This window comes from Nocardiopsis metallicus, from assembly GCF_014201115.1.
Classification (GTDB): domain Bacteria; phylum Actinomycetota; class Actinomycetes; order Streptosporangiales; family Streptosporangiaceae; genus Nocardiopsis; species Nocardiopsis metallicus.
This window is the reverse complement of the sequence record NZ_JACHDO010000001.1, coordinates 2,440,435-2,466,504: the sequence shown is the minus strand read 5'-3', so window position 1 is coordinate 2,466,504 and position 26,070 is coordinate 2,440,435. Positions and strand designations below refer to the sequence as shown.

The 26,070-nt window shown below is 69.8% G+C and carries 24 protein-coding genes and 1 pseudogene; 13 read left to right on the top strand and 12 right to left on the bottom strand.

The annotated features are described in order from the left end of the window. The first annotated feature begins 4 nt into the window (after window positions 1-4). Window positions 5-589 (top strand): HD domain-containing protein, encoded by a 585-nt coding sequence (locus HNR07_RS10525; RefSeq protein WP_184364629.1) that lies wholly within the window; start codon window positions 5-7, stop codon window positions 587-589. Between the two features lie 188 nt (window positions 590-777). Here HNR07_RS10525 and HNR07_RS10520 read toward each other — a convergent pair whose 3' ends face one another. From HNR07_RS10520 to HNR07_RS10500, 5 genes and pseudogenes are all read right to left on the bottom strand, one after another. After that, the gene (locus tag HNR07_RS10520; RefSeq protein WP_184364627.1) at window positions 778-1,116 is read right to left on the bottom strand and encodes a hypothetical protein; all 339 of its coding nucleotides are present in this window, start codon (window positions 1,114-1,116) and stop codon (window positions 778-780) included. Between the two features lie 28 nt (window positions 1,117-1,144). Further along, window positions 1,145-1,945, bottom strand: coding sequence for a DUF2637 domain-containing protein (locus tag HNR07_RS10515; protein WP_184364626.1), 801 nt, complete (start codon window positions 1,943-1,945; stop codon window positions 1,145-1,147). Then, the gene (locus HNR07_RS10510; RefSeq protein ID WP_221318775.1) at window positions 1,933-2,370 is read right to left on the bottom strand and encodes a hypothetical protein; all 438 of its coding nucleotides are present in this window, start codon (window positions 2,368-2,370) and stop codon (window positions 1,933-1,935) included. Before HNR07_RS10510 ends, HNR07_RS10515 begins: the two co-directional genes overlap by 13 nt. A gap of 359 nt (window positions 2,371-2,729) precedes the next feature. After that, window positions 2,730-2,927, bottom strand: a pseudogene (locus HNR07_RS10505) (leucine zipper domain-containing protein); the annotation flags it as partial. A 252-nt stretch (window positions 2,928-3,179) separates the two neighbouring features. Then, complete coding sequence (locus tag HNR07_RS10500) at window positions 3,180-5,540, bottom strand: TPR repeat region-containing protein (RefSeq protein ID WP_184364622.1); 2,361 nt, start codon at window positions 5,538-5,540, stop codon at window positions 3,180-3,182. Window positions 5,541-5,793: 253 nt separating this feature from the next. Between HNR07_RS10500 and HNR07_RS10495 the strand changes: the two genes are divergently transcribed. Together HNR07_RS10495 and HNR07_RS10490 are read left to right on the top strand one after the other, a co-directional pair. After that, on the top strand, window positions 5,794-6,807 hold the full coding sequence (locus HNR07_RS10495) for an ABC transporter permease (RefSeq protein ID WP_184364620.1): 1,014 nt from the start codon (window positions 5,794-5,796) through the stop codon (window positions 6,805-6,807). Window positions 6,808-6,823: 16 nt separating this feature from the next. Then, complete coding sequence (locus tag HNR07_RS10490) at window positions 6,824-8,722, top strand: ABC transporter ATP-binding protein (RefSeq protein ID WP_184364619.1); 1,899 nt, start codon at window positions 6,824-6,826, stop codon at window positions 8,720-8,722. Between the two features lie 32 nt (window positions 8,723-8,754). On the opposite strand, the gene HNR07_RS10485 is transcribed toward HNR07_RS10490, so the two are convergent. After that, window positions 8,755-9,438, bottom strand: a complete 684-nt coding sequence (locus tag HNR07_RS10485) for a TetR/AcrR family transcriptional regulator (RefSeq protein ID WP_184364618.1) — start codon at window positions 9,436-9,438, stop codon at window positions 8,755-8,757. A 158-nt stretch (window positions 9,439-9,596) separates the two neighbouring features. Between HNR07_RS10485 and HNR07_RS10480 the strand changes: the two genes are divergently transcribed. The 4 genes from HNR07_RS10480 (at window position 9,597) to HNR07_RS10465 (ending at window position 11,769) form a co-directional block, all read left to right on the top strand. Beyond that, window positions 9,597-9,986, top strand: a complete 390-nt coding sequence (locus tag HNR07_RS10480) for a hypothetical protein (RefSeq protein ID WP_184364617.1) — start codon at window positions 9,597-9,599, stop codon at window positions 9,984-9,986. 211 nt (window positions 9,987-10,197) lie between these two features. After that, window positions 10,198-10,560, top strand: a complete 363-nt coding sequence (locus tag HNR07_RS10475) for a GntR family transcriptional regulator (RefSeq protein WP_017581154.1) — start codon at window positions 10,198-10,200, stop codon at window positions 10,558-10,560. Between the two features lie 176 nt (window positions 10,561-10,736). Beyond that, window positions 10,737-11,264, top strand: a complete 528-nt coding sequence (locus HNR07_RS34865; RefSeq protein WP_246420236.1) for a hypothetical protein — start codon at window positions 10,737-10,739, stop codon at window positions 11,262-11,264. 88 nt (window positions 11,265-11,352) lie between these two features. Further along, window positions 11,353-11,769, top strand: a complete 417-nt coding sequence (locus HNR07_RS10465) for a hypothetical protein (RefSeq protein ID WP_184364616.1) — start codon at window positions 11,353-11,355, stop codon at window positions 11,767-11,769. A 103-nt stretch (window positions 11,770-11,872) separates the two neighbouring features. Here the strand turns inward: HNR07_RS10465 and HNR07_RS10460 are convergent, their stop codons facing one another. The 3 genes from HNR07_RS10460 to HNR07_RS10450 all read right to left on the bottom strand — a co-directional run bounded on the left by HNR07_RS10460 (window position 11,873) and on the right by HNR07_RS10450 (window position 15,639). Next, window positions 11,873-12,223, bottom strand: a complete 351-nt coding sequence (locus tag HNR07_RS10460; protein ID WP_184364615.1) for a hypothetical protein — start codon at window positions 12,221-12,223, stop codon at window positions 11,873-11,875. A gap of 165 nt (window positions 12,224-12,388) precedes the next feature. Further along, window positions 12,389-13,807, bottom strand: a complete 1,419-nt coding sequence (locus HNR07_RS10455; RefSeq protein WP_184364614.1) for an RNA polymerase sigma factor — start codon at window positions 13,805-13,807, stop codon at window positions 12,389-12,391. Window positions 13,808-14,334: 527 nt separating this feature from the next. Beyond that, complete coding sequence (locus HNR07_RS10450) at window positions 14,335-15,639, bottom strand: AMP-binding protein (RefSeq protein WP_184364613.1); 1,305 nt, start codon at window positions 15,637-15,639, stop codon at window positions 14,335-14,337. A 188-nt stretch (window positions 15,640-15,827) separates the two neighbouring features. Between HNR07_RS10450 and menB the strand changes: the two genes are divergently transcribed. The 3 genes from menB (at window position 15,828) to menD (ending at window position 19,526) form a co-directional block, all read left to right on the top strand. Further along, complete coding sequence (menB, locus tag HNR07_RS10445; RefSeq protein ID WP_017581160.1) at window positions 15,828-16,667, top strand: 1,4-dihydroxy-2-naphthoyl-CoA synthase; 840 nt, start codon at window positions 15,828-15,830, stop codon at window positions 16,665-16,667. Next, complete coding sequence (locus HNR07_RS10440; protein WP_184364612.1) at window positions 16,664-17,635, top strand: o-succinylbenzoate synthase; 972 nt, start codon at window positions 16,664-16,666, stop codon at window positions 17,633-17,635. Before menB ends, HNR07_RS10440 begins: the two co-directional genes overlap by 4 nt. Before the next feature lie 172 nt (window positions 17,636-17,807). Further along, the gene (gene menD, locus HNR07_RS10435; protein ID WP_184364611.1) at window positions 17,808-19,526 is read left to right on the top strand and encodes a 2-succinyl-5-enolpyruvyl-6-hydroxy-3-cyclohexene-1-carboxylic-acid synthase; all 1,719 of its coding nucleotides are present in this window, start codon (window positions 17,808-17,810) and stop codon (window positions 19,524-19,526) included. 62 nt (window positions 19,527-19,588) lie between these two features. Here the strand turns inward: menD and HNR07_RS10430 are convergent, their stop codons facing one another. Next, on the bottom strand, window positions 19,589-20,206 hold the full coding sequence (locus tag HNR07_RS10430; protein WP_184364610.1) for a Uma2 family endonuclease: 618 nt from the start codon (window positions 20,204-20,206) through the stop codon (window positions 19,589-19,591). Between the two features lie 162 nt (window positions 20,207-20,368). Further along, window positions 20,369-21,388 carry an ABC transporter substrate-binding protein gene (locus tag HNR07_RS10425; RefSeq protein ID WP_184364609.1) on the bottom strand — a complete coding sequence of 340 codons (1,020 nt, stop codon included), beginning with the start codon at window positions 21,386-21,388 and terminating at the stop codon, window positions 20,369-20,371. A gap of 200 nt (window positions 21,389-21,588) precedes the next feature. Here HNR07_RS10425 and HNR07_RS10420 point away from each other — a divergent pair, with 200 nt between their 5' ends. Genes HNR07_RS10420 through HNR07_RS10410 form a run of 3 tightly spaced genes read left to right on the top strand, consistent with a single transcriptional unit; the run spans window position 21,589 to window position 24,571 of the window. Then, entirely contained in the window at window positions 21,589-22,641 is a 1,053-nt protein-coding gene (locus HNR07_RS10420) for a FecCD family ABC transporter permease (protein WP_254417149.1), read from the top strand. Continuing rightward, window positions 22,638-23,735, top strand: a complete 1,098-nt coding sequence (locus tag HNR07_RS10415; protein ID WP_184364607.1) for a FecCD family ABC transporter permease — start codon at window positions 22,638-22,640, stop codon at window positions 23,733-23,735. Before HNR07_RS10420 ends, HNR07_RS10415 begins: the two co-directional genes overlap by 4 nt. Beyond that, window positions 23,732-24,571 (top strand): ABC transporter ATP-binding protein, encoded by an 840-nt coding sequence (locus tag HNR07_RS10410; protein ID WP_184364605.1) that lies wholly within the window; start codon window positions 23,732-23,734, stop codon window positions 24,569-24,571. The genes HNR07_RS10415 and HNR07_RS10410 overlap by 4 nt, the downstream gene beginning before the upstream one ends. Window positions 24,572-24,653: 82 nt before the next feature. On the opposite strand, the gene HNR07_RS10405 is transcribed toward HNR07_RS10410, so the two are convergent. Next, on the bottom strand, window positions 24,654-25,634 hold the full coding sequence (locus HNR07_RS10405; RefSeq protein ID WP_254417148.1) for a glycerophosphodiester phosphodiesterase: 981 nt from the start codon (window positions 25,632-25,634) through the stop codon (window positions 24,654-24,656). Window positions 25,635-26,070: the final 436 nt, after the last annotated feature.

The window sequence follows — 26,070 nt, the reverse complement described above, 5'->3', positions numbered from 1 at the left end:
CCTGATGGGCGAGCAGCAGGACGTGCGGGCACTGGACTACCTGTACGAGGTGGGGTTGCTGAAACGCTACAAGCGCACGGGGTGGCTGATCGCTGGCGTCCCGGACCCGGAATCGATCGCGGACCACTCGCATCGCACCGCCGTCACCGCAGCGGTCATCGCTGGGCTGGAGGGCGCGGATCCAGAGCGGGCGGCGTTCCTCGCCCTGTTCCACGACACCCAGGAGACCCGGCTCACCGACATCCCCTACATCGGGAAGCGCTACCTGAAGGCGTCCCCCAACAGCGAGGTGACTGCGGATCAGGTCGCGGGGATGCCGGAGGGGTTGGCCCGTCTGATCGCCGGCGCGGAGGAGGAGTACGAGGCGCGCGAGTCGGTGGAGGCGCGATGCGCGAAGGACGCCGACAAGCTGGAGTGCCTGTTGCAGGCGGTGGAGTACCGGGAGCAGGGCACGGATACTCGGGCGTGGATCGACACGTCGTTGGCGGCGTTGAAGACCGACTCGGCGCAGCGGCTCGCGAAGCTCGCGTTGGATCGGTCGCCGTTGGCGTGGATGCACGAGGCGCGGGACTCCAAGCCCCCGAAGTAGCTGGACGTGAAATCGGGCCCTGCCAGATGGCGGGGCCCGTCGTCATTCACGCTCTGCCGCTTCGGACAAAACATCCCGCTGATGCAGCCTCCACTGGAAGCCCGCTTCATCAGTGAAATCCACAAATGTCTTCAGGTCCTTCACCTTGAAGTGGACCCAATAGAAGCGAGCTGACTTCCCTGGAGGGATCATCGGCAATTCGCATTGTTGTCGCACCACCACACTGCGTTTGCTGTGTCTGCTCGTAGAGCGCCAGCCAGGGTGCCGCTGTCGTCGGTGCGCGCTACTGAAGCGGGGACTTCGGCGTTGCCGAAGTTGGGCCTGGCCATGGTATATCCGGCTTCGTAGGCGTCCCAGTCATGGCCGCTGTAGCGCTCCTGGTTTGCTGCGAACCCAACCTTTGGGGTGTCGTCCTCGCGGTTCTGTATAAAGATTCCGACGAACATCGCCAGTACTCCGGCGAGGATGACGAAGAGCAGGGTCTTCTTGGTTTGGCGTGCGGGGGTGTTCTGGGGATTGTTGCTCATGGGAGACTTTCGCGGTTGGGGGTGTGGTTTAGCGGGTTTTGATTTTGGCATGTGGGGCCCGGTGTGTGTCGGGTCCCGTTCGTGTTGGGGTTAGTCCCTGTCGAGTTTGCGGAGTGCCCGTTGCTCTTGCTGGTAGAGCACCCAGAGGACGATGGCGGTTGCGGTCATGGTGGCGGCGAGGGCTTCGAGGCTCACGTGTTCTCCTTGGCGGTGTCGCGGCGAGCGCCGGGACCTCCTCCAAGGGTTCGACAGCGTCCTGAACGCCCACCACGGGGGACAGGTCCACCGCCGGGGTGTCGGGGAGGGCCACGGTGTAGGTACCGGGCTCCACGACACCCGCGCGGGCAGCAGCCTCGGCCTCCTTGACGATCCGCCGGTTCTCGACCTCACGCCGGTGATTAGCGATCACCTCCGGCACCCGGGCCGCCGCCTCCTCGACCCTGAACCCACGCTTCAACCGGATCGCGACGTCCGCCGGAACCTTCCACGACCAGAACGGGCCGAACTCGCGGCGGAGCTGGCGGACGCACTCGGCTCGGGTCATGTGGGTTTCCAAACCGGTCTCCCACTTCGGGAGGTTCCACATGTGGGTGCGGCGGGTGATGCCGAACGACCCGACCGGGTCCCAGATCCACCGCGCTTTGGGGACCTGGCGGCCGGTGTCGGTGTTGGCCTTCTTCCACGCCCGACGCCTGTACTTCGGGGTGGTCTCCCACAGGTACCCGGCGATCAACGGCAGCACGGTCCACGCAACCTGTGCGGGGAGGTCGCGGTTGGCGGCGTGCGCCCACTGGAACCACGCCGACCCGGCGACGATCAGCCCCACCATGATGCGGGGCTGGTGGCTTTCGCGCCTTCCTCCGCGAGCCGGTAGGAGATGAGGCCGAAGTACGCGGCCATGCCGTCCAGTGCGAAGAAGAACAGGTACGGCCACACACCGGTGGGGCCCATGTCGTCGCGGGCGAACGGGATCAGGCCCTGCATGATGAGGCCGCCGACAACGAATACGAAGCCGAACACCAGCAAGTTCTCAGCGGTGTTCTCGCGTTTGGTCTTCTGGTCGTCGGTGGGCGGGGTACGGAGGGCGGTCCAGGCGGCAGGGAGGCCGCAGGCGGCGAGGCTTCCGGCGCGGGCACGGAGAGTGGGGGTGGCGCGGGTCCGCCGTCGGTACTCGCCGTACCCGAGGAGCACGCTGGCGGACACGGCGAGGATGATCTGTGTGACGGGTGGGAGCCCGGCGAGGTATTTGAGCACGGCAGCCACCGATGGTGGGGGCGCCGTGGATAATATCGGTCACGGCTCGATCTCCTGGAGCTGTCAGGGTTCGGGTGCCTCAACTGGTGTGCCATCACCGGCGGAGGCTTGTTGTTTTCTAGCTCCTGGCGAGGGGTGTCGGGCGCGGGCGTGGGGCAACTGTGGGGCGAACTCCGAACAAGAAGTTGCGTGGAGCCGCACTCAACTGCACCGAATTACACGAACCCGCAACCCTGTGGCCAGTGCATATGCTCTCCAGCCTGGTCTTTGCACCCCTCAGCCCCACGCTTCATGAAGTACGATTACATGGCGCTCGGGACAACCGGGGACCAGGCGGTATGTGGGAGAGGCTAGGTACGCGGGCGGCTGGAGCGGTCGCCCATCCCGGCCTGGCCGTGGGTACGGTAGCGGTCGGCCCAGGGCCTGGTGGTGCTCACGCTGGTCTGGAAGCGTTCGGCGGCTCTGCGCAGTGTCCACCCGTCTTCGACCACGCAGCGAGCCAACGCCAAACGTCCGGCGGGTGTGAGACGGGCGTTGGCATGGGTATTGTGGGCCACGGAGGGCCTCCTGACCTACTTCAGGTGTTGATCTAGACAATCCACACCTATGTCGGAGGCCCTCTCTTGCTGTCAAATCACTGCCGGGCCATACTCAACCTCCGTGGTCAGCGCAACTAGGAACCAGCGGTGAGAAGCTGGCCGACCGCGGGCCGGTAGCACACCGCTGCCCCTTGGGGGTCACCTACGGGGCAGAGCCAGGAGGGCTGCCGGCCTTCTCCGTGGGGCGCTTGCGGGTGCGGGGAACCAGGCTCAGCCGTTCCCCCGGTCGAGCCACTGCCCACGCCGTGTGTTGAAGGTGTCGATGTAGGTGTTGACGGCTTCCCCCGCCGTCCTGTGGTCGGATCCCGGCCATGTCTGGTCGCCCATCTCGGCCAGGACGTCGTCGACGATGCTCCCGCCGTCAGGGTGCTTCCAGTCGTCCGGGTCGAACGGGATCCTCCGTTCGGAGCCCGAACCCTCGACCACCTTGCCCGGGTACTTGTCCTCGATCCGGTCCATCACGCTCGGATCCTGCTCCACCAGGGCCTGGATGGCGATGCTCGTCATGAACTCCTTCTCGTACGCCTCGTTACTGATCGGGACGTGGGAGGTGGCGTTTGCGCCTTTACCATCCGACCAAGCATCCTCCACGACGTGCTTGAACGCAGTGGCGACGACGTTCGGCGTCTTGGCGTCCACCATGAGGGCGGCAGCCAGGTCCAGCGCCCTGCTCTTCGCCTTGGCGGCTCTCGCGGCGGCTTCCTCGTCGTTCTCCTGCCGGTTCTCGGCCTCGTTGATCAGCGCCTGCTCCACCAGCCCGGTGAGGACACCCGTCCTGGCCCCTGCTTCGGCGTTGGTGTCTTCGGTGTAGCCGTACATCGCCGCGACGGACATCGCCCGGACCTCCCCGTAGAGGCGTCCGGCGGTCTCAGGGTCGCCTACCGCCAACTGGGTGAAGGCCAGACGGGCGTCCTTGGAGAACCTGAGGTCGTCGTTGTCGTTCATCCCCGTCTCGACGGGCTTGTGGGGGTCGAGTCCCGCGGTGTGGCCGAAGGTGTCGGAGTAGCTGATGAAGAGGTCGGCGAAACCGTCGGCCAGGTCGGGATTGAGCTGAGTGGCGGAGACGTTCCTCCACTCGACCCGGTCGTCGCCCTCCCCGTACTGCACGCTGTGCTTGGTCTGGCCCAGGGCTTCGACCAGGTTCTCGTTCTCCATGAGCTTCATGAACTCGACCATGGCTTTGTCCTGTGCGCCCTCCGGGATTCCCCGCGCCTCTGCGACGCCGTCCTCGAGGGTGATCCAGTCGGTGAGCCCCCGCACGGCCTTTCCGCCGTCCTCCCACTTGTTGGTGTAGAGGGCTTCCAGGGCGACTTCCGGGGTCAGACGACCCTGGTGGTGCTCATGGTGCTCGTAGGTGTTGCCCTCGAAGTCCTTTCCGGTGAGGATGATGTTGCTGGCCTCGGGGTTGCGCGTGGCTACGTCGATGATGGTCTGGTCGCGTTCCGCCACAAGGTGTTTCGCGCCCTGGTTGTCGTCGAGAGCGACGGTGCCCAGGAGCGTGGTCGAGAACTCGGTTCCGCCCTTCATCCCGGGACCGGCATGGTCGAGGAGGTCGGCCAGGGCCGTGAAGTCGTCGCTCCAGGCCTTCCACTCTTTCGTGTCGTTGACGCCCCAAAACAGGCCGGTGAACTCCTTTCTCCCCGCCGCGGCCTCCTGGACGTCGGAGGGGAGCCGGGACATCCCGCCGCCGACCGTCTCGTTGGAGAGCACGAGCAGGCCGTTGGCCAGGGTGCGCTGGATCTCCTCCCGCTTGCCTGCGTCGAGCTCGCCCCTGTCCTCGAACTTCTTGGTGAAATCCAGGAAGCCGTCGTAAGTGCTGATCTCGCCGAACGCGGCGTAGAAGTCCTCCTGGAACTGGAGTTCGGCCTCGCTGAGCTGCAGACCGTTCTCCTCGGCGTACTGGGCCCGGCGTACCAGGCTCTGGAGCAGCGGGAGGCCGAAGTCCTCCTCGAGTTTTTCCAGATCGTGCTCCGAAGTGGGAGCGCTGAGCACCCACCTCGCGAGGAGTTCGGGGGAGATGGCCGAGACCAGCATGTAGTCGACGTCTCCGCTGCTCTGGTAACCGACCTGCTCGTTCCTGCCGAAGTACCCGCCCTCGGCCAATTGGCGGACGCGGTGCGGGAGGGGGCCGTCCTGGAGGATGTCCTCGGTCTCCTCGCACCGCTGCACGAACTTGGTCCACGCGCTGCGCGCCTCGTTGTCGTACACCATCCGGATGCCCCGGAGCGCTGAGGACTCTTCCTGCTGGGAGTTGATCTCGGTGCGCAACCGGGCTTTGATATCGGTGATCTTGTCGGTGTACCAGTCGGTGTCCGTGGCCGCCTTGTCGAGTACCCCGTAGGCGTGGACGCAGGCCAGGAGGGAGCTGCTCCAGGCCCTCTGGTTCTCGGTCGCGATCTCCTTGATGCCGTCGCCGAGCAGGTCGCTGAACTCGTCACCCGCAGGAGAGGTGATGGATTTGTACCCTTCGGACCTTCCCGCGATCTTGGCGTGCAGCCCCTCGAATTCGTCCCGGGCCTCGGTGATTTTGGTGGAGTCGAACTCGCACTCGGTGTACTTCAGCAAAGACACGTCTGTGGCTCCCGTTTTTCCCTAAGCCAGACCGCTCCCGGCTTGCCACGGCTCTCCGTTATTTCTTGGATGCACGAAGGGCGCGGAGAGTTGGCAACGTTCTTTCCGCTCTTGGGTCAGAGCTCCCCGGCACACGCCGCAGGCAGAGCGTGATCGGTTGATTGCATTGGGTTACGGTTTGGGTTTGGGGTGGACTCTGCTCCGCTCCGAACCCGGGCCCCGGGCCTTGGCTTCGACAGAGAAAGCACGCGCCTTGCTGACCTACATCCTGCGCCGACTCGGAGCCGGTCTGCTCCTCCTGGCCGTGGTCACCATGGTCACCTTCGCCATCTTCTACGTGGTGCCCAGATGGGCGGGGCGGACCACCGAGCAGCTCGCCACGATGTACGTGGGCCGGGCCCCCACCCCCGAGGCGATCCAGGCCACCATCGAACGCCTGGGTCTGGACCAGCCGATCGCGGTCCAGTTCTGGGAGTTCGTCCGGGGCATCTTCTTCGGCGCGCAGTACCAGTTCGGCCGGGACACCATCGAGTGCGCCGCACCTTGCTTCGGCTACTCGTTCCAGACCTATCAGGAGGTCTTCCCCGAGATCATCGCCCGGCTGCCGGTGACCGCCTCCCTCGCGATCGGCGCGGGCGTGATCTGGCTGGTCGGCGGGGTCGCGGTGGGCGTGGTCTCCGCCGTGTGGAAGGGCAGTTTCTTCGACCGCCTGGCGATGGGCGTGGCCCTGGCCGGGGTCTCCCTGCCGATCTTCTTCACCGGTCTGCTGGCCCTGGCCTTCCTGGTGCACTCCTGGGGGCTGTTCGCCACCCCGCGCTACGTGCCCTTCACCGACGACCCGCTGGCCTGGGCCCAGGGCATGATCCTGCCGTGGCTGACCCTGGCCTTCCTGCACGCGGCCATGTACGCCCGCCAGACCCGGGCGGGCATGTTGGAGACCCTCAACGAGGACTACATCCGTACCGCGCGCGCCAAGGGCCTGAGCGAGCGCAAGGTGGTGCTCAAACACGCGCTGCGCCCCACCCTGACCCCCATCGTCACCATCTTCGGCCTGGACCTGGGCCTGGTGCTGGGCGGCGCGGTCCTGACCGAGCAGGTCTTCTCGCTCAACGGGATCGGCCGCTACGCCGTCCAGGCCATCACCCAGAGCGACCTGCCGGTGATCCTGGGCGTGACCCTCTTCGGCGCGTTCTTCATCGTCATCTGCAACCTGATCGTCGACCTGGTGTACCCGCTCATCGACCCGCGCGTGCGCATCCACAGCTGAGAGAGGCGTTCTTTCGATGACCGAAACCCCCGCGGGGACCCCGGCCGGCTCCCCGTCCGCCTCCTCCGCCGATCCCGTCGTACGCGTGGACGACCTGCGGGTGACCTTCCCGACCCTGGACGGGGAGGTCCGCGCGGTGGACGGCCTGTCCTTCGAGGTGCCCGCGGGCGGCGCGCTGGGCATCGTGGGGGAGTCGGGTTCGGGTAAGAGCGTGACCTCGCTGGCCCTGATGGGCCTGCACCGGGGCAGTCGCGCCCGGATCACCGGCTCCATCGAGGTGGCCGGGCAGGACGTGGTGACCGCCAGTGACAAGAAGCTGCGCTCCATGCGCGGCAACGACATCGCGATGGTCTTCCAGGACCCGATGCAGTCGCTGCACCCGCAGTACACGATCGGCAACCAGCTGATCGAGGCGCTGCGCGTGCACCGTCCCCAGGTGTCCCGGTCCCAGGCCCGCGACCGGGCGCTCGGGTCGCTGGAGCGGGTCGGCATCCCCGAGGCCGCCAAGCGGATCAACTCCTACCCGCACGAGTTCTCCGGCGGTATGCGCCAACGGGTACTGATCGCGATGGGTCTGATGTGCGACCCCAAGGTACTGCTGGCCGACGAGCCCACCACCGCCCTGGACGTCACCGTGCAGGCCCAGATCCTGGACCTGCTGGACGAGCTGCGCCGCGACCTGGGCATGGCGCTGATCCTGGTCTCGCACGACCTGGCCGTGGTGGCCGGATCGGTGGACGAGGTCGTGGTCATGCGCAAGGGCCAGGCCGTGGAACGCGGCGACGTGCGCAGGGTGCTGTCCGCGCCCGAGCACCCCTACACCCAGGCTCTGCTGGCCGCGGTGCCGCGGGTGGAGGTCTCCCGGGCCGAGCGCCGCGCCCAGGACCGCGCCGAGCGGGCGGAGAAGGCACGCCAGGAGGAGCGCCGCGTCTCCGGCGGGGCCGAGGAACGCGAGAGGGAGACACCCACCGGAGCCACCGAAGCGCCCCGGCCCGGAGACGAACGCGGGGACGCCAGCCAGGCCTTCTCCGCCTTCACCCCTTCCACACCCGCCGTGGACGGGGATCGCGGCGAACCTCTGCTGCGCGTGCGAAACGTCGCGCAGAGCTTCAGGGTCCGCGGCGGCCTCTGGGGTCGCGCCACGGACTTCTGGGCGGTCAAGGGGGTCACCTTCGACCTGTTCAAAGGCGAGACCCTGGGCATCGTGGGCGAGTCCGGTTCGGGCAAGAGCACCCTGTCCCGCATGGTCATGCGGCTGCTGGAGCCCACCGAGGGCACCGTGGAATTCGAGGGCCAGGACATCACCCACCTGTCCGAACGCCGAATGCGCCCGTTGCGCCGCGAGGTCCAGATGGTCTTCCAGAACCCCTACTCCTCGCTGAACCCGCGCCTGACCATCGGCGAGAGCATCGGCACCGCGCTCCGGGTCCAGGGCGGCACGAACACCAGGAAGATCCGCGGTCAGGTCCAGGACCTGCTGGAACGGGTCGGCCTGGAACCCAGCCACTACAACCGGTTCCCGCACGCCTTCTCCGGCGGCCAGCGCCAGCGCATCGCCATCGCCCGCGCGCTGATCCTCAAGCCCAAGCTCATCATCTGTGACGAGCCGGTCTCCGCGCTGGACGTGTCCACCCAGGACCAGGTGCTGCGCCTGCTCTCGGAGCTGCAGGACGACTTCGGCCTCACCTACGTCTTCGTCGCCCACGACCTCGCGGTCGTGCGCCAGGTCAGCGACCGCGTGGCCGTCATGCGCCAGGGCGAGGTGGTCGAGCTCGGGGACAGCGACAGCATCTACGAGAACCCGCGGAGCGACTACACCAGACAGCTGCTGACCGCGGCCCCGGTCCTGGACCCGGACGAGGCCCGCGAACTGCGCGCCGAGCGGGTACGGGTACGCGCCCAGGGCGGCGGCTGAGCACCTGTGAGGCGTGGCTCGGGCGGAAGGGCTCAGCTGGAAAGACCGCGCAGGAGGGCCCGCAGACCGAACCGGAACCGGGCCAGGGCCTCGGCCTCATCCGGAGCGTCCTCCCGCCCCTCGTGCCGGACCTGGTGGGCCACCGAACCCAGGCAGTAGGCGTTCAGCGCGTCACAGGCCGGGGACACGTCCGCCTCTGCCAGCCCGGCCTCGGTGAAGGCCGTGTGCAGCAGCGCCCGGGTGTCCTCCTCACCCAGGGTGTGCGGGGCGCGGTGCATCAGCAGGGAGAGCGCGCCGGAGTAGGCGAGCAGCCGGGTCCGGTAGGCCTCCGCCCAGCCGGTCAGCCGCTGGTCCCAGGGCTGGTCGTCCACCTCGGCGGTCCCGACGGCCTCCGCCAGGCTCCCCTCGGCCGCGCCTTCGGCCTCCGGAGAACCGGCCGCCCCTTCGGTGGCCAGCTCCTCGGCGGCGACCTCCTCCGGCGGACCCTCGCCCTCCCGCAACCCGCTGACCACCCGCGCCGTGGTGACGTAGGCGGCGATCGCGTTGAACAGCTGCTCCTTGCCCTTGGGGAAGTGGTGGTAGATCGCCATCGCCTCCACGTCCAGGGCGTCACCCAGGCGGCGCATGGACAGACCGCCCAGGCCGCGCCCGGCGATGATGTGGAGGGCCTCCACGATGATGCGCTCACGGCTGAGACCGGCGTAGTTCCTGCTCACTCTGGTGCCTTCCGGGGGACAAGGGGGCCGACTGTGCAAAGTTGGCAGCTCCGGGGCCGTGACGCCAGTACCGACGCACAGCCCGGCTCGCCAGATGATCTTCGTCACCCATAGGGTTGCCTCGACACGGCTGACGGTACTCCCCACGGAGAGCGGACATGCGACTTGCCAAGCAGGACATGACGAAGGCGCGGGAACACCTCGCCCAGGACGAGGAACGGGCCGAGCGTCTGCCCGAACTCCTGAGGTCGGTGGTCGAGGCCGAACGGGCCCTTGACAGTGCCCGTGAAGCGGGCGCCCCGGTCGAGGAGGTCCACGAACGCGGCGTGGAGCTGGACACCGCGCTCACCGAGGCGATGCGGGCAGCCTACGCGCAGGAGCGGGTGCTGGTCGGCGTGAAGGGCTACGACGACCGCATCAAGCGCCGTAAGCGCCTGGCCCGGCCCGAGATCAAGCAGGCCACCCAGGTAGCCGAGCGGCTGCTCACCGCCCGGGAGGCCCACCGGCTGGACGGCATCCAGCGGGTGCCCCGGTCGCCGGTGGCCTGACCCCGGCCCACACCGGACGCGGTCGCCCCCGGTAGTCCTGACAACCCCACGGCTCACCCCCGTGGGGTTCTTCGCGCCGGTCCCCTAGCTGTTCTGCGCCTGTTTCCCGGCGGGGGGTTGTTGAGGGAAAGCAGGCGGGGGATAGGTTGGGGGAACGCCCGGCCCGCACCGGGTGCGCAGTCGGCAAGCCAGGTGGGGAGCGAAGAAGGGCATGGCGGATTTCATCCGCATTGATCCGGCGTCGAAAGTTCCGCCCTACGAACAGATCCGGGCCGTCGTCGCGATCGCGGCGGCCAACGGCGAGCTCCCGGTCGGCTACCGGTTGCCGACCGTCCGCGCACTTGCCGGGCAGCTCTCGGTCGCGGTGAACACCGTCGCCCGGGCCTACCGGGAACTCGAACAGGCCGGAGTGGTGGAGACCCGGGGCCGCTCCGGCACCTTCGTGGCCGCCGCCGGTGACGACCAGCGGGCCGAGGCCCTCGCCGCTGCCAGGGCCTACGCCGAGGTCATCAACCGGGTCGGCCTGGAACACGACGAGGCCGTCGAGATCCTGCGCGCCGCCCTGGAGGGCTGAAACCCGGCCGGTACGTCACGACGCGCGAGTGGCCCGTGTGGTTCCGTCCCTGCCCGTGATGACCGTAACCGGACGAAAACCCGCACAACGCACCTGAACGGCGTTACCGAACGCTACTGTTCTAGTGCGTCGCCTTCCCCCGGTGGCGTCGAACGACTACCCCCAAGGAGGCGCCGATGAGCAGGAGATCTGGCGGCGGACGGTCATCTGGCGGCGGACGCTCGGGCGGAGGACGTTCCGGCGGCGGTCGCTCGGGTGGCGGTCGCTCGGGCGGCTCCAGCAGCTCACGCGGTGGTGCCGCACGGCGCGGCGGCGGTTTCAACTCGCGCGGCAGCAGCGGTGGAGCCAGCCGTTCCGGCGGCGGTTTCAACTCGCGTGGCAGCAGTAGCGGCGGTGCGGCGCGATCGGGCGGGGGTTTCAACTCCCGCGGCAGCTCCTCCGGGTCCGCACGCGCCCCCAGGCCCGCGCGCGCTTCCAGGAGCACGCGTTCCTCGCGTGCGAACCGCAACGACCCCACGTACGTGGCGGCTCCCGCCTACAGCACACGCCCCCGGAACCGCTGGTACCGCGGCCGGAACCGCCACTACTACAACGACGGTCCGGACTTCTCCCCGCGCCGCAGCGGTGGCCTCGCGAGCCTGGTGGGATGCCTGGTGGCCGTCGTCGGCCTTCTGGTCATCCTGGTGATCGTCGCCCTGCTGTGATCTGACACCTGGCCGATCCGGCCCCGCGGCCCCCCGCTCGAAGCCGAACCCTCCCACAAGTCCCCCGAGAAGGAAACGAGCAGTACCTGTGTCCCACCCCCGAACCCTCACCCGTGCCCTCCCTCTGGCAGCCACCGCCCTGGCCGCGACGCTGGCGATGACGGCCTGCTCCGGAAACCGGGCCGAGATCGACGCCGCCTGCGCCGACATCCAGAGCACGATCAGCGGCGTCGACTCCGCCGCTGAGAGCATCCGGCAGGACATCCTGGTGGACGACATTCCCTATCAGGACCAGCACGCCGACGAGCTGCACGAGCACATGCTGGACGTGGAGCGTCTGGAGGAGGTGGCCCGCGGCGCACTCCGTGAGGACGCGGCGGAGCGTGCCGACGCCGTGAACGCCGTTCTGGAGGAGCTGGACTTCGGCGACTACGACGGCCTGGAGGAAGCTCTGGACTGGACCGCGGACACCCACGACATGATCCTCGACGCCTGCGGTTACTAGCGCGATCGAGCGGCGGCAGAAGGTAGGACGGGGGCGGGGACCGTGTCGGTCCCCGCCCCCGCCTCGCTTGCTCGACCGGACGGCGGGTGCGCGCGAGGAGTCCTCAGCGGCGCAGGCCGGCCACGGAGATCAGGTAGAAGGCGATCAGGCCCGCCCACACGAGGAAGATCCCCGCGGGACCGGCCATCCCGGCGCCGATGGCCGTCGCCGGGATACTGACGCCCAGGCACACCAGGGACAGGACCATTCGCACGTTGTTGGCGGCCAGTCCCCGGCGGGTCTCGTTGGCGCCCGTCTGGAGTGCCACGTGGTGTTTCACGCGCTCCTCGATGGTGTGGTCGACGCGTTCGACGAGGGAGGCGGCCACCGCCTCGTCGTATTCGGGGCCCAGCTCGCGGCTGGCGCGCAGCGCGGCGGCGATCTCGTCCTGCTGCCGCCGGGGGTTGTTCGTCATCTGGCCATGCTCGCACCGGCGGCCGTGCGCGAACAGCCGGTGAACGCGGTTTTCGGGGGACACCAGGGGAAAACCGGGGTTGTCCCTGAGTCCGGCCGGGGCCGGACACAGCGGTGGAGCCGCTCCCCGTGAGGGGGCGGCTCCACGGTCGTCTTCGCTGTTTCCCTAGCTGGCGAAGTCCAGCAGCTGCTGGGCCCGGCTCGGGTGGCGCAGCTTGGACAGCGACTGCTTCTCCAGCTGCCGGATCCGCTCCCGGGTCAGCCCCAGGTGCTTGCCGATCTCGTCGAGGGTGCGCGGTCGGCCGTCCATCAGACCGAAGCGCAGGGACATGATGGTCGCCTCGCGCGGCTCCAGGTCCGAGAGCGCGTTGCGCAGCTGGTCGGCCATGAGCTGGCGGTCGACCACCTCGGAGGCCTCCGAGGCGTCCACGTCCTCGATCAGGTCACCGATGCGGGTCTCGCCGTCCTCACCGATGGTGGAATCGAGGCTGATCGGCTGGCGGGTGACCCGCAGCAGCTCCTCGATCTGGGTCGGGGTCTTGTCCAGCTCCAGCGCCAGCTCCTCGGGCGTGGGCTCGCGGCCCAGTGCCTGGTGCATGTCGCGCTCCAGCCGGCTCACCTTGCTGAGCAGCTCCAGAACGTGCACGGGCAGGCGGATGGTGCGCGCGGAGTCGGCGAACCCGCGCTGGATGGCCTGGCGGATCCACCACATGGCGTAGGTGGAGAACTTGAAGCCCTTGGTGTAGTCGAACTTCTCCACGGCGCGGATGAGGCCGAGGTTGCCCTCCTGGACCACGTCCAGCAGCGACATCCCCCGGTCGCTGTACTTCTTGGCCACGGAGACGACCAGGCGCAGGTTGGCCTCGAGCATGTGGGACTTGGCCTTGCGGCCGTCCTCGGCCACCCACTCGAGCTCCTCGCGCTCGACGTCGGCCATCTTGGCGGTCTCGTCGATCTCGCCGTGCAGCCCGAGCCGGTACTCGGCGTAGAGTCCGGCCTCGACCCGCTTGGCGAGGTCCACCTCCTGCTCGGCGGTGAGCAGTTGGCGCCGCCCGATCGCCTTGAGGTAGGTGTGGACCGAGTCGCCCATGGCCGGTGACTGGTCGTCGAGGTCGGCCTCACCGGTTTCCGGATCGGTGGTGGCCTGGGTGGTCTCGGTCTTCTTGGTGCGCCGCGTGGTGCGGGCCTTCCTCCGGGTGGAGGGGCCCTTGCGCGGAGCGCCCTTGCCGGATGCGGCCTTGGGTGCCTCGTCGGTGTCGGGCACCGTCGCGATGAGAGTGTTTTCCAGCACGTCGTCCTCGGCGTCAGGGTCGGCCACCAGCGCGGAGTCCTTGCCGTTCTCGCCCCCGTTGGCGAGTCGGACCCCGTTCTCGGTGAGTTCACGCAGGATGGAGCGGCCGTCACTGGAGGTGACTCCGGCCGCGGAGAAAGCGGTACGTAGTTCGGAGAGGGACAGGTGTCCCTGAGCGCGCCCCTGGGTGAGCAGGTCGGCCAGCGCCGTGTGGGCGGCGCGGCCCTCGGCCGGAGCGTTGTCACCGGGGGCTTCGACCTCGGGGCTCGAAGCGGCTAGGGCAGTGCTCGTCATGTGGGCACCTCCCTCCCTTCCAGGACGTGTGGCACGTGGCGGAGGGTTACCGCCGACTGGACGCGCCAATATGTCCAACGTGTCGGCGAGTCAAATGTTCCCTGTCTCGATTGGATATCGGCGAGGGTGGCATAGATCACTGTGTCATGAGTGGCGGAATGCGGGCCCGTGCGGGTAAAGGAACGCGCTCGGCTTCGGCGCTCGGACCGCCGCGCACCAGGCGTTCCGGGCACGGGGGAGCGGACGAGTGGACCGATGGCTGCCGCCAACCGCGGACCTCCTTGGAAGAGGGGCCGAAGAAACCGGATACTCAAGTAGACGCCAGGGAGCTTTCGGAAGTTCCCCGCCTTCCGGACAAGGTCCTCCAGGGGCCAGGGTCCCACGTGTACGGACCGCACCGGTAAACGCCGGTTTGCGACCGCCCCCCTTCACCGTGACGCCTCTTGCTGCCAGAAGCGAAATCAGCGTCGATCTTGCTACTGGTAGCAAGATCACCGGGGTGAGAAGCCCCTGGTTCGTGCCGGTGTCTAGGAACGGGGCCGGCGGAGCGCGACCAGATCCGGTTTGCCCGAGGCCAGCATCGGCAGAGCGGGGCGCAGGTCCAGCTCTCTGGGGGCGGCGTAGGCGGGCAGCCGTTCGCGTACCCAGGCGCGCAGCGCCGCCAGCGTCGGCGGGGCCTCGGGGTCGGTCGGCACCACCACCGCGCTCACCCGCTCGCCCCACTCGGGGTCGGGGCGGCCCACCACCACCGACTCGGCCACCTCCGGGTGCGCGGCCAGGATCGCGTTCACCTGGCCGGGGACCACCTTGTGGCCGCCGGTGTTGACCACCTCGTCCATCCGGCCCAGAACGCGCAGTCGGCCCTCGGCGTCCACACGTCCCAGGTCGTTGGTGTGCAGCCAGCGGTTTCCGTCGGAGTCCACGGCCAGCCCGGCCTCGTCCTCGGACGCGGCCCGGATGCCTTCCAGGCACGCGCCCGGCGGCAGCCGGTAGTCGGTCAGCAGGCCGGGGCCGCCGAGTAGGACGCGGCCGGGCTCTTCGGGGTCTTCGGAACCAGCGGGCCGGGCGATCCGGACCAGGGTCCCGTCCAGGGGGACACCGTCGTACACACACCCGCCGCAGGTCTCGCTCATCCCGTAGGTGGTCACCACGCGCCCGCCCGCAGCACGGGCCTCCTCCAGCAGCGAGGGCTCCGCGGCCGCCCCGCCCAACAGGATCGTGCCGAACACCCTCAGGTCCGCCCCGGCGGTCAGCAGCCGGCGCAGCTGCGTGGGCACCAGGGACACGTGCGGGCGCAGCCCGTGCGCCAGTTCCAGCACCGCGTCGACGTCGAAGGCGGCGTGCACCGCCTCGGTCCCGGTGACGATCGCGCGCATCATCACCTGCATGCCGGAGATGTGCCCGGCGGGCAGTACGCACAGCCAGCTGTCACCGGGAGCGGCGCCGATCCGGGCCACCGAGGCGCGCGCCGAGGCCAGCAGGGCGGCCGCGGACAGCTCCACGCCCTTGGGTTGGCCGGTCGATCCGGAGGTGGTGATCAGCAGCGCCGCGTCCGACCCCACCGGGGCGCCCCCGGCCAGGTCGGTGATGCCGTCCGGGGTGCGCAGCGACGACGGGCGCATGGCGGCCAGCAGCGCGTCCACGCGGGCGTCGGGGGTGCCGTCGGGGACGGGCAGCAGAGCGGGGCCGGTACCGTCCAACGCCTCGGAGAGCAGCCGGTTCAGGTCTTCGGGGGAAAGCCCGCGTACCGCCTGGAGGGCGCGACCTGCCGGGAGGGCGCGATCGCCCTCGCGGTCGGTGAACGGGGACCGGGGTTCGCTTGCTTGTGCCACGGTGCCCCAGCGTACGCCCGTTCGCGCGAGGCGCCGTCCGACCGGCCCGGGCCGTAGCCCACCGCCGGGGGCGTGCCCGTGCGTCCCGGCCCGCCTGGCAGAATGCGTAGGGTTGACGCTTGGGTAGCCCGGTCGCACGACGACCGGCACCCACACCGTCCCCATCCCCGTGAGGAGAAGCAGAAGCCGTGAGCAGCGTGATCGACTGGCAGCGGTCGGGCGAGTATTCCGACATCATCTACGAGACCGCGGAGGGCATCGCCAAGATCACGATCAACCGCCCAGAGCGGCACAACGCCTTCCGTCCCCAGACGCTCTTCGAGCTGCAGACGGCGTTCAACATCGCCCGGGACGACTCCAGCGTCGGTGTGATCATCTTCACCGGCGCCGGCGACCAGGCGTTCTGCTCCGGCGGGGACCAGAAGATCCGGGGCGACGACGGCTACATCGGCGACGACGCCGTGGCCCAGCAGGGCATCGGCCGCCTCAACGTGCTCGACCTCCAGGTGCAGATCCGCCGCCTGCCCAAGCCCGTGATCTGCATGGTCGCCGGTTGGTCCATCGGTGGCGGCAACGTCCTCCAGGTCTGCTGCGACCTGACCATCGCGGCCGACAACGCCAAGTTCGGGCAGACCGGCCCCCAGGTCGGCTCCTTCGACGGCGGGTACGGCTCCTGGCTGCTGGCCGAGACCGTGGGCCTGAAGAAGGCCCGCGAGATCTGGTACCTGTGCCGCCAGTACAGCGCCCAGGAAGCGCTGGACATGGGCATGGTCAACACCGTCGTGCCGCTCGCGGACCTGGAGAAGGAGACCGTGCAGTGGGCCCGCGAGATGCTGGAGAAGTCCCCGCTGGCGCTGCGCATGCTCAAGGGCGCGATCAACGCCGTGAGCGACGGCGCCGCCGGGATGCAGCAGTTCGCCGGTGACGCCACGATGCTCTACTACATGAGCGAGGAGGCCCAGGAGGGCCGGGACGCCTTCAAGGAGAAGCGCCGTCCGGAGTTCGACAAGTTCCCGCGCCGCCCGTGACCGCGGCCTCGGAACCTGCCCCGGCGGGGACCCCCGCCGGGGGGCGGGCCTTCGCGATCGCTCTGCGCAACCGCTTCCGGGGCATCACGGTCCGTGAGGGAATGCTGGTGCGCGGCCCCGCCGGGTGGGGCGAGTTCTCGCCCTTCGCCGAGTACGGGCCGCTCGAAGCCTCCCGCTGGTGGGCCGCCTGTCACGAGGCGGCCCACCGGGGCTGGCCCGAGCCGCTGCGCGAGCGGGTGCCGGTCAACGTCACCGTGCCCGCCGTGGACCCCGAACGCGCCGCGGGGATCGTGGCCGCGGGCGGCTGCGCCACGGCCAAGGTCAAGGTGGCGGAGAAGGGCCAGGACTGGCGCGAGGACGTGGCCCGGGTCGAGGCCGTGCGCGCCGCGATCGGACCCTCGGGCCGGGTCCGGGTGGACGCCAACGGCGCCTGGGACGTGGACACCGCCGTGCGGATGACCCGCGAACTGGACCGGTTCGACCTGGAGTACGTGGAGCAGCCCTGCGCGGACCTGGACGGACTCGCCGCGGTCCGCCGCCGGGTGGACGTTCCGGTCGCCGCCGACGAGTCCGTCCGCCGCGCGGAGGACCCGCTCAAGGTGCGCGCCGCCGACGCCGCGGACATCGTGGTGCTCAAGGTCCAGCCCCTGGGCGGCGTCCGCGCCGCGCTGCGGCTGGCCGAGGCCTGCGGTCTGCCGGTGGTGGTCTCCAGCGCCGTGGAGACGTCCGTGGGACTGGCCGCCGGGGTGGCCCTGGCGGCCGCCCTGCCCGAACTGCCCTACGCCTGCGGACTGGCGACCATGCAGATGCTGACCGCCGACGTCACCGCCGATCCACTGCTGCCCGAGGACGGGTTCCTGCCGGTCCGGCCGGTGGCCGTGGACGAGGTGGCGCTGGCGGCGGTCGAGACCGACCCCGCCGCCTGGCGTGCGCGGGCGGCCGAGGCCCGGGTCGCGGGGGCCACCTGAACTCGGCGGTTGTACACGCTGACGGGGGCGGCTGACCTGGTGGGCAAGAGATCACAGCCGGGTTTGCTCGCCTCCGGCCACCTAACGGGGTTCACTGGAAGGGCCGGGGTCGTGCGGTCGGGTCGGACCGCGCGGTGATACTGGTACACACCCTGACGAACGAAAGATTTTGATGAATCCGTCTACCGCCCTGGCGCGGGTCCTCGTCGACGAGCTCGCCCGCTGTGGGCTGGCCGAGGCCGTCGTCGCGCCCGGGTCGCGCTCGACGCCCCTGGCCCTGGCACTGGTCGCCCACCCCGGTATCCGGGTTCATGTGCGGGTGGACGAGCGCTCCGCCTCCTTCCTGGCCCTGGGACTGGCCCGTGCCTCGCGTCGGCCGGTGGCGGTGGTGTGCACCTCCGGTACGGCGGCCGCCAACTTCCATCCGGCGGTGATGGAGGCCGACGAGAGCGGGGTTCCGCTGCTGGTGCTCACCGCGGACCGGCCGCCGGAGCTGCGCGGTACCGGAGCCAACCAGACGGTGGACCAGATCGGTCTGTACGGCGGTGCCGTGCGCATGTTCGCCGAGGTCGGCACCCCCGACCCGGTCCCCGGCATGGTGGCGTACTGGCGTTCGCTGTGCTGTCGCGCCTGGGGTGCGGCGATCGGTGGCCGCCCCGGCCCGGTCCACCTCAACGTGGCCTTCCGTGAGCCGCTCACCCCGGACGAGCCCGCCGTCGCCCCGACCTGGACGGCCCCCCTGGACGGGCGTGGGGACAACGGCCCGTGGATCTCCCGGCCCGGCCCCCTGACCGAACCCGCGCCGCTGGTCCTGCCGGACGTGGAACGCGGTGTGATCGTCTGCGGTGACGGTGACTACGACCCGGTGCCGTTCCTGGCGCTGTCCGAGGTGACCGGCTGGCCGCTGCTGGCCGAGCCCACCTCCAACGCCCGCCGGGTCGGCGCCGTGTCCACCTACCGCCAGCTGCTGGCCTCGCCCGGGTTCGCCGCCGAGCACACCCCCGAGCTGGTCGTGAGCGTGGGACGGCCCAACCTGTCCCGGCAGATCCTGGCCTACCTGCGCCGCGCCGAACGCCACGTGGTGGTCACCGCCGGAGCGCTCGGTGACCCGGCCGCGAGCCTGGCCAACGCCTTCTCCGACCCCGCGCGTACCGCCACCGACGTGGTGGCGGCCGTCGCCCCGCCCGCCGGCCTCAGCTGGGAGGAGCCCCGCCGCACCGACTGGTCGCGTGCGTGGGAAAGGGCCGAGGCCGCCGCCCGCGAGGCAGTCGACGGGGTCCTGGACGCCGACGAAGCGCTCTCCGAACCCCGCCTTGCCCGCGACCTGGTCTCTCAGCTGGCCGCCGGATCCCTGCTCTTCGCCGGTTCGAGCATGCCCATCCGCGACCTCGACGCCACCATGCGCGCCCGCTGCGGCTTGCGCCTGGTCGGCAACCGCGGGGTGAGCGGGATCGACGGCACGGTCTCCACCGCGATCGGCGCCGCCCTGGCCCACCAGTCCGAGGACGGCGGCCAGGCCTACGCCCTGCTGGGCGACCTGGCGATGCTGCACGACCAGAACGGCCTGATCATCGGCCCGGGCGAACCCAGTCCCGACCTGGCGATCATCGTGGTCAACAACGACGGCGGCGGTATCTTCTCCGGCCTGGAACAGGCGGGCCACCCCGATTTCGAGAGGGTGTTCGGCACTCCCCACGGCGTCTCCATGGAGAAGGTCGCGGCCGTCGCCGACCTGCCCTACACCAGGGTGGAGTGGGCCACCGACCTGCCCAAGGCCCTCCTCGGCGAGGGCCTGCGCATCGTCGAGGTCTGCACCACCCGGGCGGGCAGCGCGGCCCTGCGCCGCCGTATCCAGGACGCGGTGGACACGGCGGTCAACGCCCTGCCCTGACGGGGCGTCCACACGCACAGGGGCGGCACCGATCGATTCGGTACCGCCCCCCGTTCGTCAGGTCAGCGGTTCACAATGTCCGTCAGGTCGAACTCCCACCCCAGGGGAGCGGAGGTCCTGAGCGTCTTTCGGTGGACGGTCGGCTTGCCGTAGCCCCCCGAGGGGCTGGCCGGGTCCTTCTCGTACTCGTAGACCACCGCGTCGCCGCCGTCCTGCTCGATCCGCCAGTAGAAACGCGCGCCAGCGCGGGCGTAGAGCTCGGGCTTGCGCTCGCGGTCCCTGATCTGCGACTCCGGGGAGACCACCTCGACCGCCAGTTCGACCGCTTCTGGCGGGAACCAGGTCTGTTCCAGTTCCCGGAACGCCGCGGAGCGGACCAGAAGCGGGTCAGGCTCCGGCCGCTGCCGCTCGGCTAGCTTGATGGAGAACTCTCTCGCCACCCGGAGCCCGTCGGGAACATGGGTCTTGGGGGCGCCCTCCAACAGTTGGAGGACCAGCATGTGGAACAGCTTCTGCGGGCGCACCAGCACCAGGTTTCCGTCGATGAGTTCGGTATGCGGCGGAAGATCCGGGATGCGGTCAAGGTCGTCAGCGGTGAAACCGTCCTGCGGCGGCATGGGGAGGACCACGGCGTCTTCGAACTCTGGCGCCTGTTGCTCGGCCACTGTCGGAGCGGACATGTGACTGCCTTCGGCCGTCGGATCGTTCTCGCCGCTCACGGTAGCCGTCCCCGTTGTCCCTGGCGGTGCTTTTCGCGGATTGCCCCACCCCGAGCATGCACCAGGACCCGCGGAAGTTCGCCCACCACGGGCCCGGAGAGCCGGTTTCAAGGCCGCTACGGGCTACCGCTGGGGGGCGACGCCGAAGATCTCGGCGATGTCGTCCAGGACCGCGTGGGCGGAGATCAGGCCGACGCCGGACATCCAGTAGGCGTCGTCGACCTCGGTCTTCTCGCCCTCCAGCTGGTCCCACAGAGGATTGGTGACGTAGTCGTCCTTGGCCTCGTCGACCTCGCCCGCGCCGTCGTCGTAGGTGGCCACCAGGATCTGGTCGGCGTCCAGGTCGAGCAGGCGCTCGGGGCTGTGGTAGGTCGCGATCTCCGTGGAGCCGGTCTCGGTGTGCTCGCTGGCGGGCAGGCCGAGGTCGTCCAGGACCACGCCGATGTAGGAGTTGCGGGTGTACAGGCGTACGCCCTCCGCGTCGCCCGCGAAGCGGACCACGGACACGGTGGGCAGTTCGCCGCCGTGGGCCTCGGAGATCTCCTCGCCGATGGCGGCCGCTCGGTCCTCGAACTCGGTGAGCAGGCGCTCGGCCTCCTCGGCCTGACCCATGGCCTCGCCGGTCAGGAGCAGGTTCTCCTTCCACGAGGCGCCGGTGTCCACGGACATGACCGTGGGGGCGACCTCTGTGAGCTGTTCGTAGCCGTCGCCGTGCCGGACCTCGGCGGACAGGATCAGGTCGGGCTCGGCCTGCGCGACCAGTTCGGGGCTGATCTCCCACAACAGGCCCACGGACTCGGCTCCGGAGGCGTCGCCGGTGTTCCAGCCGCTCTCGAACAGGTACTCGGGCAGCGCGTCCTGGTTCTCGGCGATCTGGGTGTAGCCCACCACGTTGCCGCCCAGGGCCAGGGCGGCGTCCACGTAGGTGAAGTCCAGCGGCAGGACCCGCTCGGGCTCCGTGGGGATCTCGGTCTCTCCCATGGCGTGCTCGACGGTCAGCGGGAATCCCTCGGACGCCTCGCGGCCGTTGTCGGTGCCGCCCCCGTCGGGGCCGCTCGCGCCGCAGGCGGTGAGCAGAGCCAGGGAGGAGGCCGCGGCCAGGGCGGCCAGGCCCGAACGGCGGGGGAGAGCGAGGGTGGTCATGGTCGGGGCTCCCGAGGAGGTGAAGGTGGTTCCGGTGCCGTCCTACCGCGACGAACTGCCAGAACGTGACAAAAGACCAGCGAGTGTGCTTCGCGGGTGTGGAACGTGGCAAACTTAGATCATCCAAGTATGGCCAGGCAAACCTAACTTAGGGCTGCCTGGCTTTTGCCTTGGGGATCACGTTCATGAGAGGAGACCCGGTGAGCCAGCGCGTGGAACCGGCCGCCGCCGCGTCCGGGCGTTCCGCCGTCGCGGCCCGCAGGTCCCGTCGCGTCGCCGGGCTGGTGCTGCTTGTCGTGTTGCTGGCGGCGGCCGTCTCGGCCAGTGTGCTGGTGGGCGCGCGCACCCTCGACCCGGCCACCGTGTGGCAGGCCCTGACCGCCGACGCGGGGCCCGAAGCCAACACCATCGTCAACGAGATCCGTGTGCCCCGCACCGTGCTCGGTCTCCTGGCCGGGATCAGTCTCGGCCTGGGCGGAGCCCTCATGCAGGGCCACACCCGCAACCCCCTGGGCGACCCCAGCATCCTCGGGGTCACCTTCGGCGCCGCCCTCGCGGTGGTCACCGGCATCTACTTCCTCGGTATCACCGCCCTGCACACCCAGGCCTGGTTCGCCTTCGCCGGGGCTGGCGCGGCCGTGGTCCTGGTCTACGCGGTCGCCTCCGTGCCCGGGCGCGGCCCCACCCCCGTCACCCTGGCACTGGCCGGAACCGCCGTGAGCTGGCTCGCCTACTCCGTGGCCTCCGGCATGGTCCTGCTCGACCAGTCCACCATGGAGAGCTTCCGTTTCTGGCGGGTGGGTTCCCTGGTCGGCCGCGACCCCTCGATCATCCCGCAGATGGCCCCCGTCGTCCTGGTCGGAACCGTGCTCGCCCTGGCCAACGCCCGCGCCCTGAACGCCCTGGCCCTGGGCGAGGACACCGCACGCGCCCTGGGGTTCCAGATCGGCCGGGCCCGGCTGGTCGGCCTGGTCGCCATCACCCTCCTGACCGGCATCACCGTCGCGGCCTGCGGCCCCATCGCCTTCGTCGGGCTGATCGTGCCGCACCTGGCCCGGGGGATCGTCGGCGCCGACTACCGCTGGCTGATCCCCTACTCCGCCCTCATGGGAGCGGTCCTCCTTCTGAGCGCCGACGTCCTGGGACGCTTCCTCGCCCCGCCGGGTGAGCTCCAGGTCGGGGTGGTCCTGGCCCTGGTGGGCGCGCCCTTCTTCATCCACATCGTCCGCCGCCGGAGGTTGTTCGCGCTGTGACCGCCACACTCGAACCCGCATCCGGGCGCGACCCCCTGGCGCGCCGGGCCAGGGCGGTCACCCTGGGACCGCTCGCGATCCGGCTCCGTCCGCGCCTGGTCGCCGTCTGTGCCCTGACCGCCCTGGCCATCGTGGCCCTGACCGGACTGAACCTGTCCGTCGGCGACGTGTTCGTCGCCCCCGGCCAGGTGTGGGCCAACGTCGTCGGCGCCAGCTACGACGAGTACTTCACCATCTGGCGGGTCCGGATGCCGCGCGTGGTGGTCGGCCTGCTGGCCGGAGCCGCGCTGGCCGCCGCCGGGGCCATCACCCAGGCGATCATGCGCAACCCGCTGGCCAGTCCCGACCTGCTCGGGGTCACCCACGGCGCCAGCGCGGGCGTGGTCGCGGTGATGGCCTTCGGCGGCAGCTACGGAATCATCAGCGGACCGCTCGCCCAGATCGGCGTACCCGCCGTCGCCCTGATCGGCGGACTGGCCGCCGGGGTGCTCTGCTACGGCCTCGCCTGGCGGAACGGGATCGACGGCTTCCGCCTGCTCCTGGTGGGTGTGGGCGTCTCCACGGTCCTGATGAACCTCACCGTCTGGATGCTCACCCTCGGCGAGGTCAACGACAGCGGCCGGGCCATGGTCTGGATCGCGGGTTCCCTGAGCATGCGGACCTGGGCGCACGCCGTTCCGGTCGCGATCGCCCTGGCCGTCCTGCTGCCGCTGGCCCTGGTCGCCGCGCGCACCCTGGACGCCCTGTCCTTCAGCGACGACGTCACCCGAAGCCTGGGCGTGCGCCTGGAACCGGCCCGCACCGGCATGCTGGTCCTGGCCGTGCTGCTGGCGGCCTTCGGCACCTCGGCGGCCGGACCCATCCTGTTCGTGTCCCTGGCAGCCCCGCAGATCGCCCTGAGACTGGGCCGCACCGCGCGCCCGCCCGTCCTGCTCTCGGCCCTGGTCGGTGCCGCCCTGGTGGCCGCCGCCGATCTGGCGGCCCGCAACCTCTTCGGCACCGTCCAGCTCCCGGTCGGCATCGTCACCGGCTGCCTGGGCGCCCTCTACCTCGTGTACCTGCTCGTCCGCGGCAACCGAAAGGTCCAGGCGTGACCACTCAGAAGACCCCTCCCGCCCCGGCCACGGCATCGGACACGCCCCCCACACGGCTCGGTGCCCGCGGCCTCACGCTGGCCTACGACGAGCGCGCCATCGTCGACGGCCTGGACACCGACATCGTCGGGGGCACCGTCACCTGCGTGATCGGCCCCAACGGCTGCGGAAAATCCACGCTGCTGCGTGCCCTGGGCCGCCTCATGCGCCCGCGCGCCGGAGTGGTGGAGCTCGACGGCCGCGACATCCACCAGGTGCCCACCCGCGAGGTCGCCCAGGTGCTGGGCGTCCTCCCGCAGCAGCCGACCGCGCCCGAGGGCCTCACCGTCGCCGACCTCGTCGCCCGCGGCCGCCACCCCTCCCAGCGCTGGTACCGGCAGTGGTCGGGCGACGACCACCAGGCGGTGTCCGCCGCCCTGGAACAGACCGGTCTGCTGGAGTTCGCCGACACTCCGCTCCAGGAGCTGTCCGGCGGTCAGCGCCAACGCGCGTGGATCTCGATGGTCCTCGCCCAGGGCACGGACCTCCTCTTGCTGGACGAACCCACCACCTTTCTGGACCTGGTCCACCAGGTGGACGTCCTGGACCTGGTCCGCGACCTGCACCAGCAGGGCGGCCGCACGATCGTGATGGTCCTGCACGACCTGAACCTGGCCGCTCGCTACGCCGACACGATCATCACCATGCGAGACGGACGGGTGGTGGCCAGCGGAACCCCCGCCGAGGTCCTCACCCCCGAACTCCTGCGCGAGGCCTTCGACCTGGATGCCGTCGTCACCGAGGACCCGGTATCGGGCGGCCCCCTCATCGTTCCGGTCGGCCGCGCGCGACACTGAGGCTCACCGGTCGGGGCCCTCACCCGGAGACCGATCGCGGGCTTCGTCCCGGCCTGACGGAGCCCGCGCCGTCTGGCGGGGGTTAGGCGACGGCTGAGGGGGAGCCGTCCAGGACCTCCAGCAGCACGTCGACGTAGTCGGTGATGATGCCGTCCACACCCCAGTCGATCGCTCGCTGCATGCCCTCGCGGTCGTTGATCGTGTAGGTGTGGACCTCCATGCCCGCCTCATGCACGGCTTGGACGTAGTCGCCGTCGATCCGGTTGTGGTTCGGATTGACCTGGTCGGCCCACGAGTAGTCCTCGAGCTCGTCCACGGGCACGACCCCCAACAGCCCGTGCGGGACATGGCGCGGGTAGAGCTCGCGTGAACTCTCCACGACCTCCCAGTTGAAGTCCTGGATCGCCAGGCGGTCATATCCGGGCTTCCCGGGCAGCGACCCCGGCGAGAGGAACCACGGGTTCCTGTGGAGGACCTCGGCGATGTCCACCTCGATGCCGGGGTGGTTCGCGGACGCCTTGATCTCCAGGAGGAAACCGAGGCGCAGCTTCTTCATGAGGTCCAGCCCCTCCTGCAGGGTGGGCACCGGCTCGCCCTCGAACTCCTCGCCGAACCAGGATCCGGCGTCGAGCTCGCGGATCTCCGCCAAGGTGAAGTCGCCGACAGCGTAGGAGTCCCGGTCCGGATAGACCTCTTCGACGTTCGTGGTCCGGGTCAGGTCCACGTCGTGCATGAAGACGAGCTCACCGTCCGCGGTGCGCTGCACGTCGGTCTCGACGGTACTCGCGCCGAGTTCGGCGGCCACCTCGATGGCCGCGAGGGTGTTCTCCGGAGCGTAACCGGATGCTCCGCGGTGGGCGACGTCCAGGACATCCGGGCCGTGCGGCGGACCGGGGGGACCGGCGGTCGCGGAGTCGGCGCTCGCCGCACCCGCGAAACCGAAAACGGCCATCGCGGATCCGGCGGCCAGGGCCGCGGCGCAACGCAGCGCGGTTCGGCGCATCACATCGCTGCTGGGACGGGGGTGGGGGTAACCAGCAATGATCCGGGAGGTATCAGGCACAGTGCTCCTCTGATTACGGCAGGACAAAATGACCCGGTGTTCTTCGCCCGGATCCGCCTCCGCTGCCAATCCTGTTTTCTCTCGGCCGGGCAGTCCGCCAAGAAGCGAACAACCCGGACGCGGTAGGAGATCGCCCGGGCATTCGCAAATCAATACCCGGAACGCACTTCCCACCGTCGCTCCATTGATTGACACCGGCGTGTCCTGTGGGAGAACTCCGTCTGGAGGAGCGGGGAACGCCCAATCGTCCCGACCCCCGTGCGGTGCGTCCATGGAGAAGGCGGCCGTGGCCGGGCCAGCCACGAACTGCCTTCGCGCGAGGAGCGGGCACTGGTGTCCACTGCCTCTCGTCTCTGTCAGGTCGGCGGTTGCGGACGTCCGTCAATTCGAGCCCCAGCTCGACGGGCATGGAAGTCGCCGGCGTCCCGGGCCGCCT

What these genes read in the sequence shown, in the direction of transcription:
- HNR07_RS10525 (WP_184364629.1), top strand. Translation starts at nt 5, where the DNA reads ATGGGCGAGCAGCAGGACGTGCGGGCACTGGACTACCTGTACGAGGTG.
- HNR07_RS10520 (WP_184364627.1), bottom strand. Translation starts at nt 1,116, where the DNA reads ATGAGCAACAATCCCCAGAACACCCCCGCACGCCAAACCAAGAAGACC.
- HNR07_RS10515 (WP_184364626.1), bottom strand. Translation starts at nt 1,945, where the DNA reads ATGGTGGGGCTGATCGTCGCCGGGTCGGCGTGGTTCCAGTGGGCGCAC.
- HNR07_RS10490 (WP_184364619.1), top strand. Translation starts at nt 6,824, where the DNA reads ATGACCGAAACCCCCGCGGGGACCCCGGCCGGCTCCCCGTCCGCCTCC.
- HNR07_RS10480 (WP_184364617.1), top strand. Translation starts at nt 9,597, where the DNA reads ATGCGACTTGCCAAGCAGGACATGACGAAGGCGCGGGAACACCTCGCC.
- HNR07_RS10475 (WP_017581154.1), top strand. Translation starts at nt 10,198, where the DNA reads ATGGCGGATTTCATCCGCATTGATCCGGCGTCGAAAGTTCCGCCCTAC.
- HNR07_RS34865 (WP_246420236.1), top strand. Translation starts at nt 10,737, where the DNA reads ATGAGCAGGAGATCTGGCGGCGGACGGTCATCTGGCGGCGGACGCTCG.
- HNR07_RS10460 (WP_184364615.1), bottom strand. Translation starts at nt 12,223, where the DNA reads ATGACGAACAACCCCCGGCGGCAGCAGGACGAGATCGCCGCCGCGCTG.
- HNR07_RS10455 (WP_184364614.1), bottom strand. Translation starts at nt 13,807, where the DNA reads ATGACGAGCACTGCCCTAGCCGCTTCGAGCCCCGAGGTCGAAGCCCCC.
- menD (WP_184364611.1), top strand. Translation starts at nt 17,808, where the DNA reads ATGAATCCGTCTACCGCCCTGGCGCGGGTCCTCGTCGACGAGCTCGCC.
- HNR07_RS10430 (WP_184364610.1), bottom strand. Translation starts at nt 20,206, where the DNA reads ATGTCCGCTCCGACAGTGGCCGAGCAACAGGCGCCAGAGTTCGAAGAC.
- HNR07_RS10425 (WP_184364609.1), bottom strand. Translation starts at nt 21,388, where the DNA reads ATGACCACCCTCGCTCTCCCCCGCCGTTCGGGCCTGGCCGCCCTGGCC.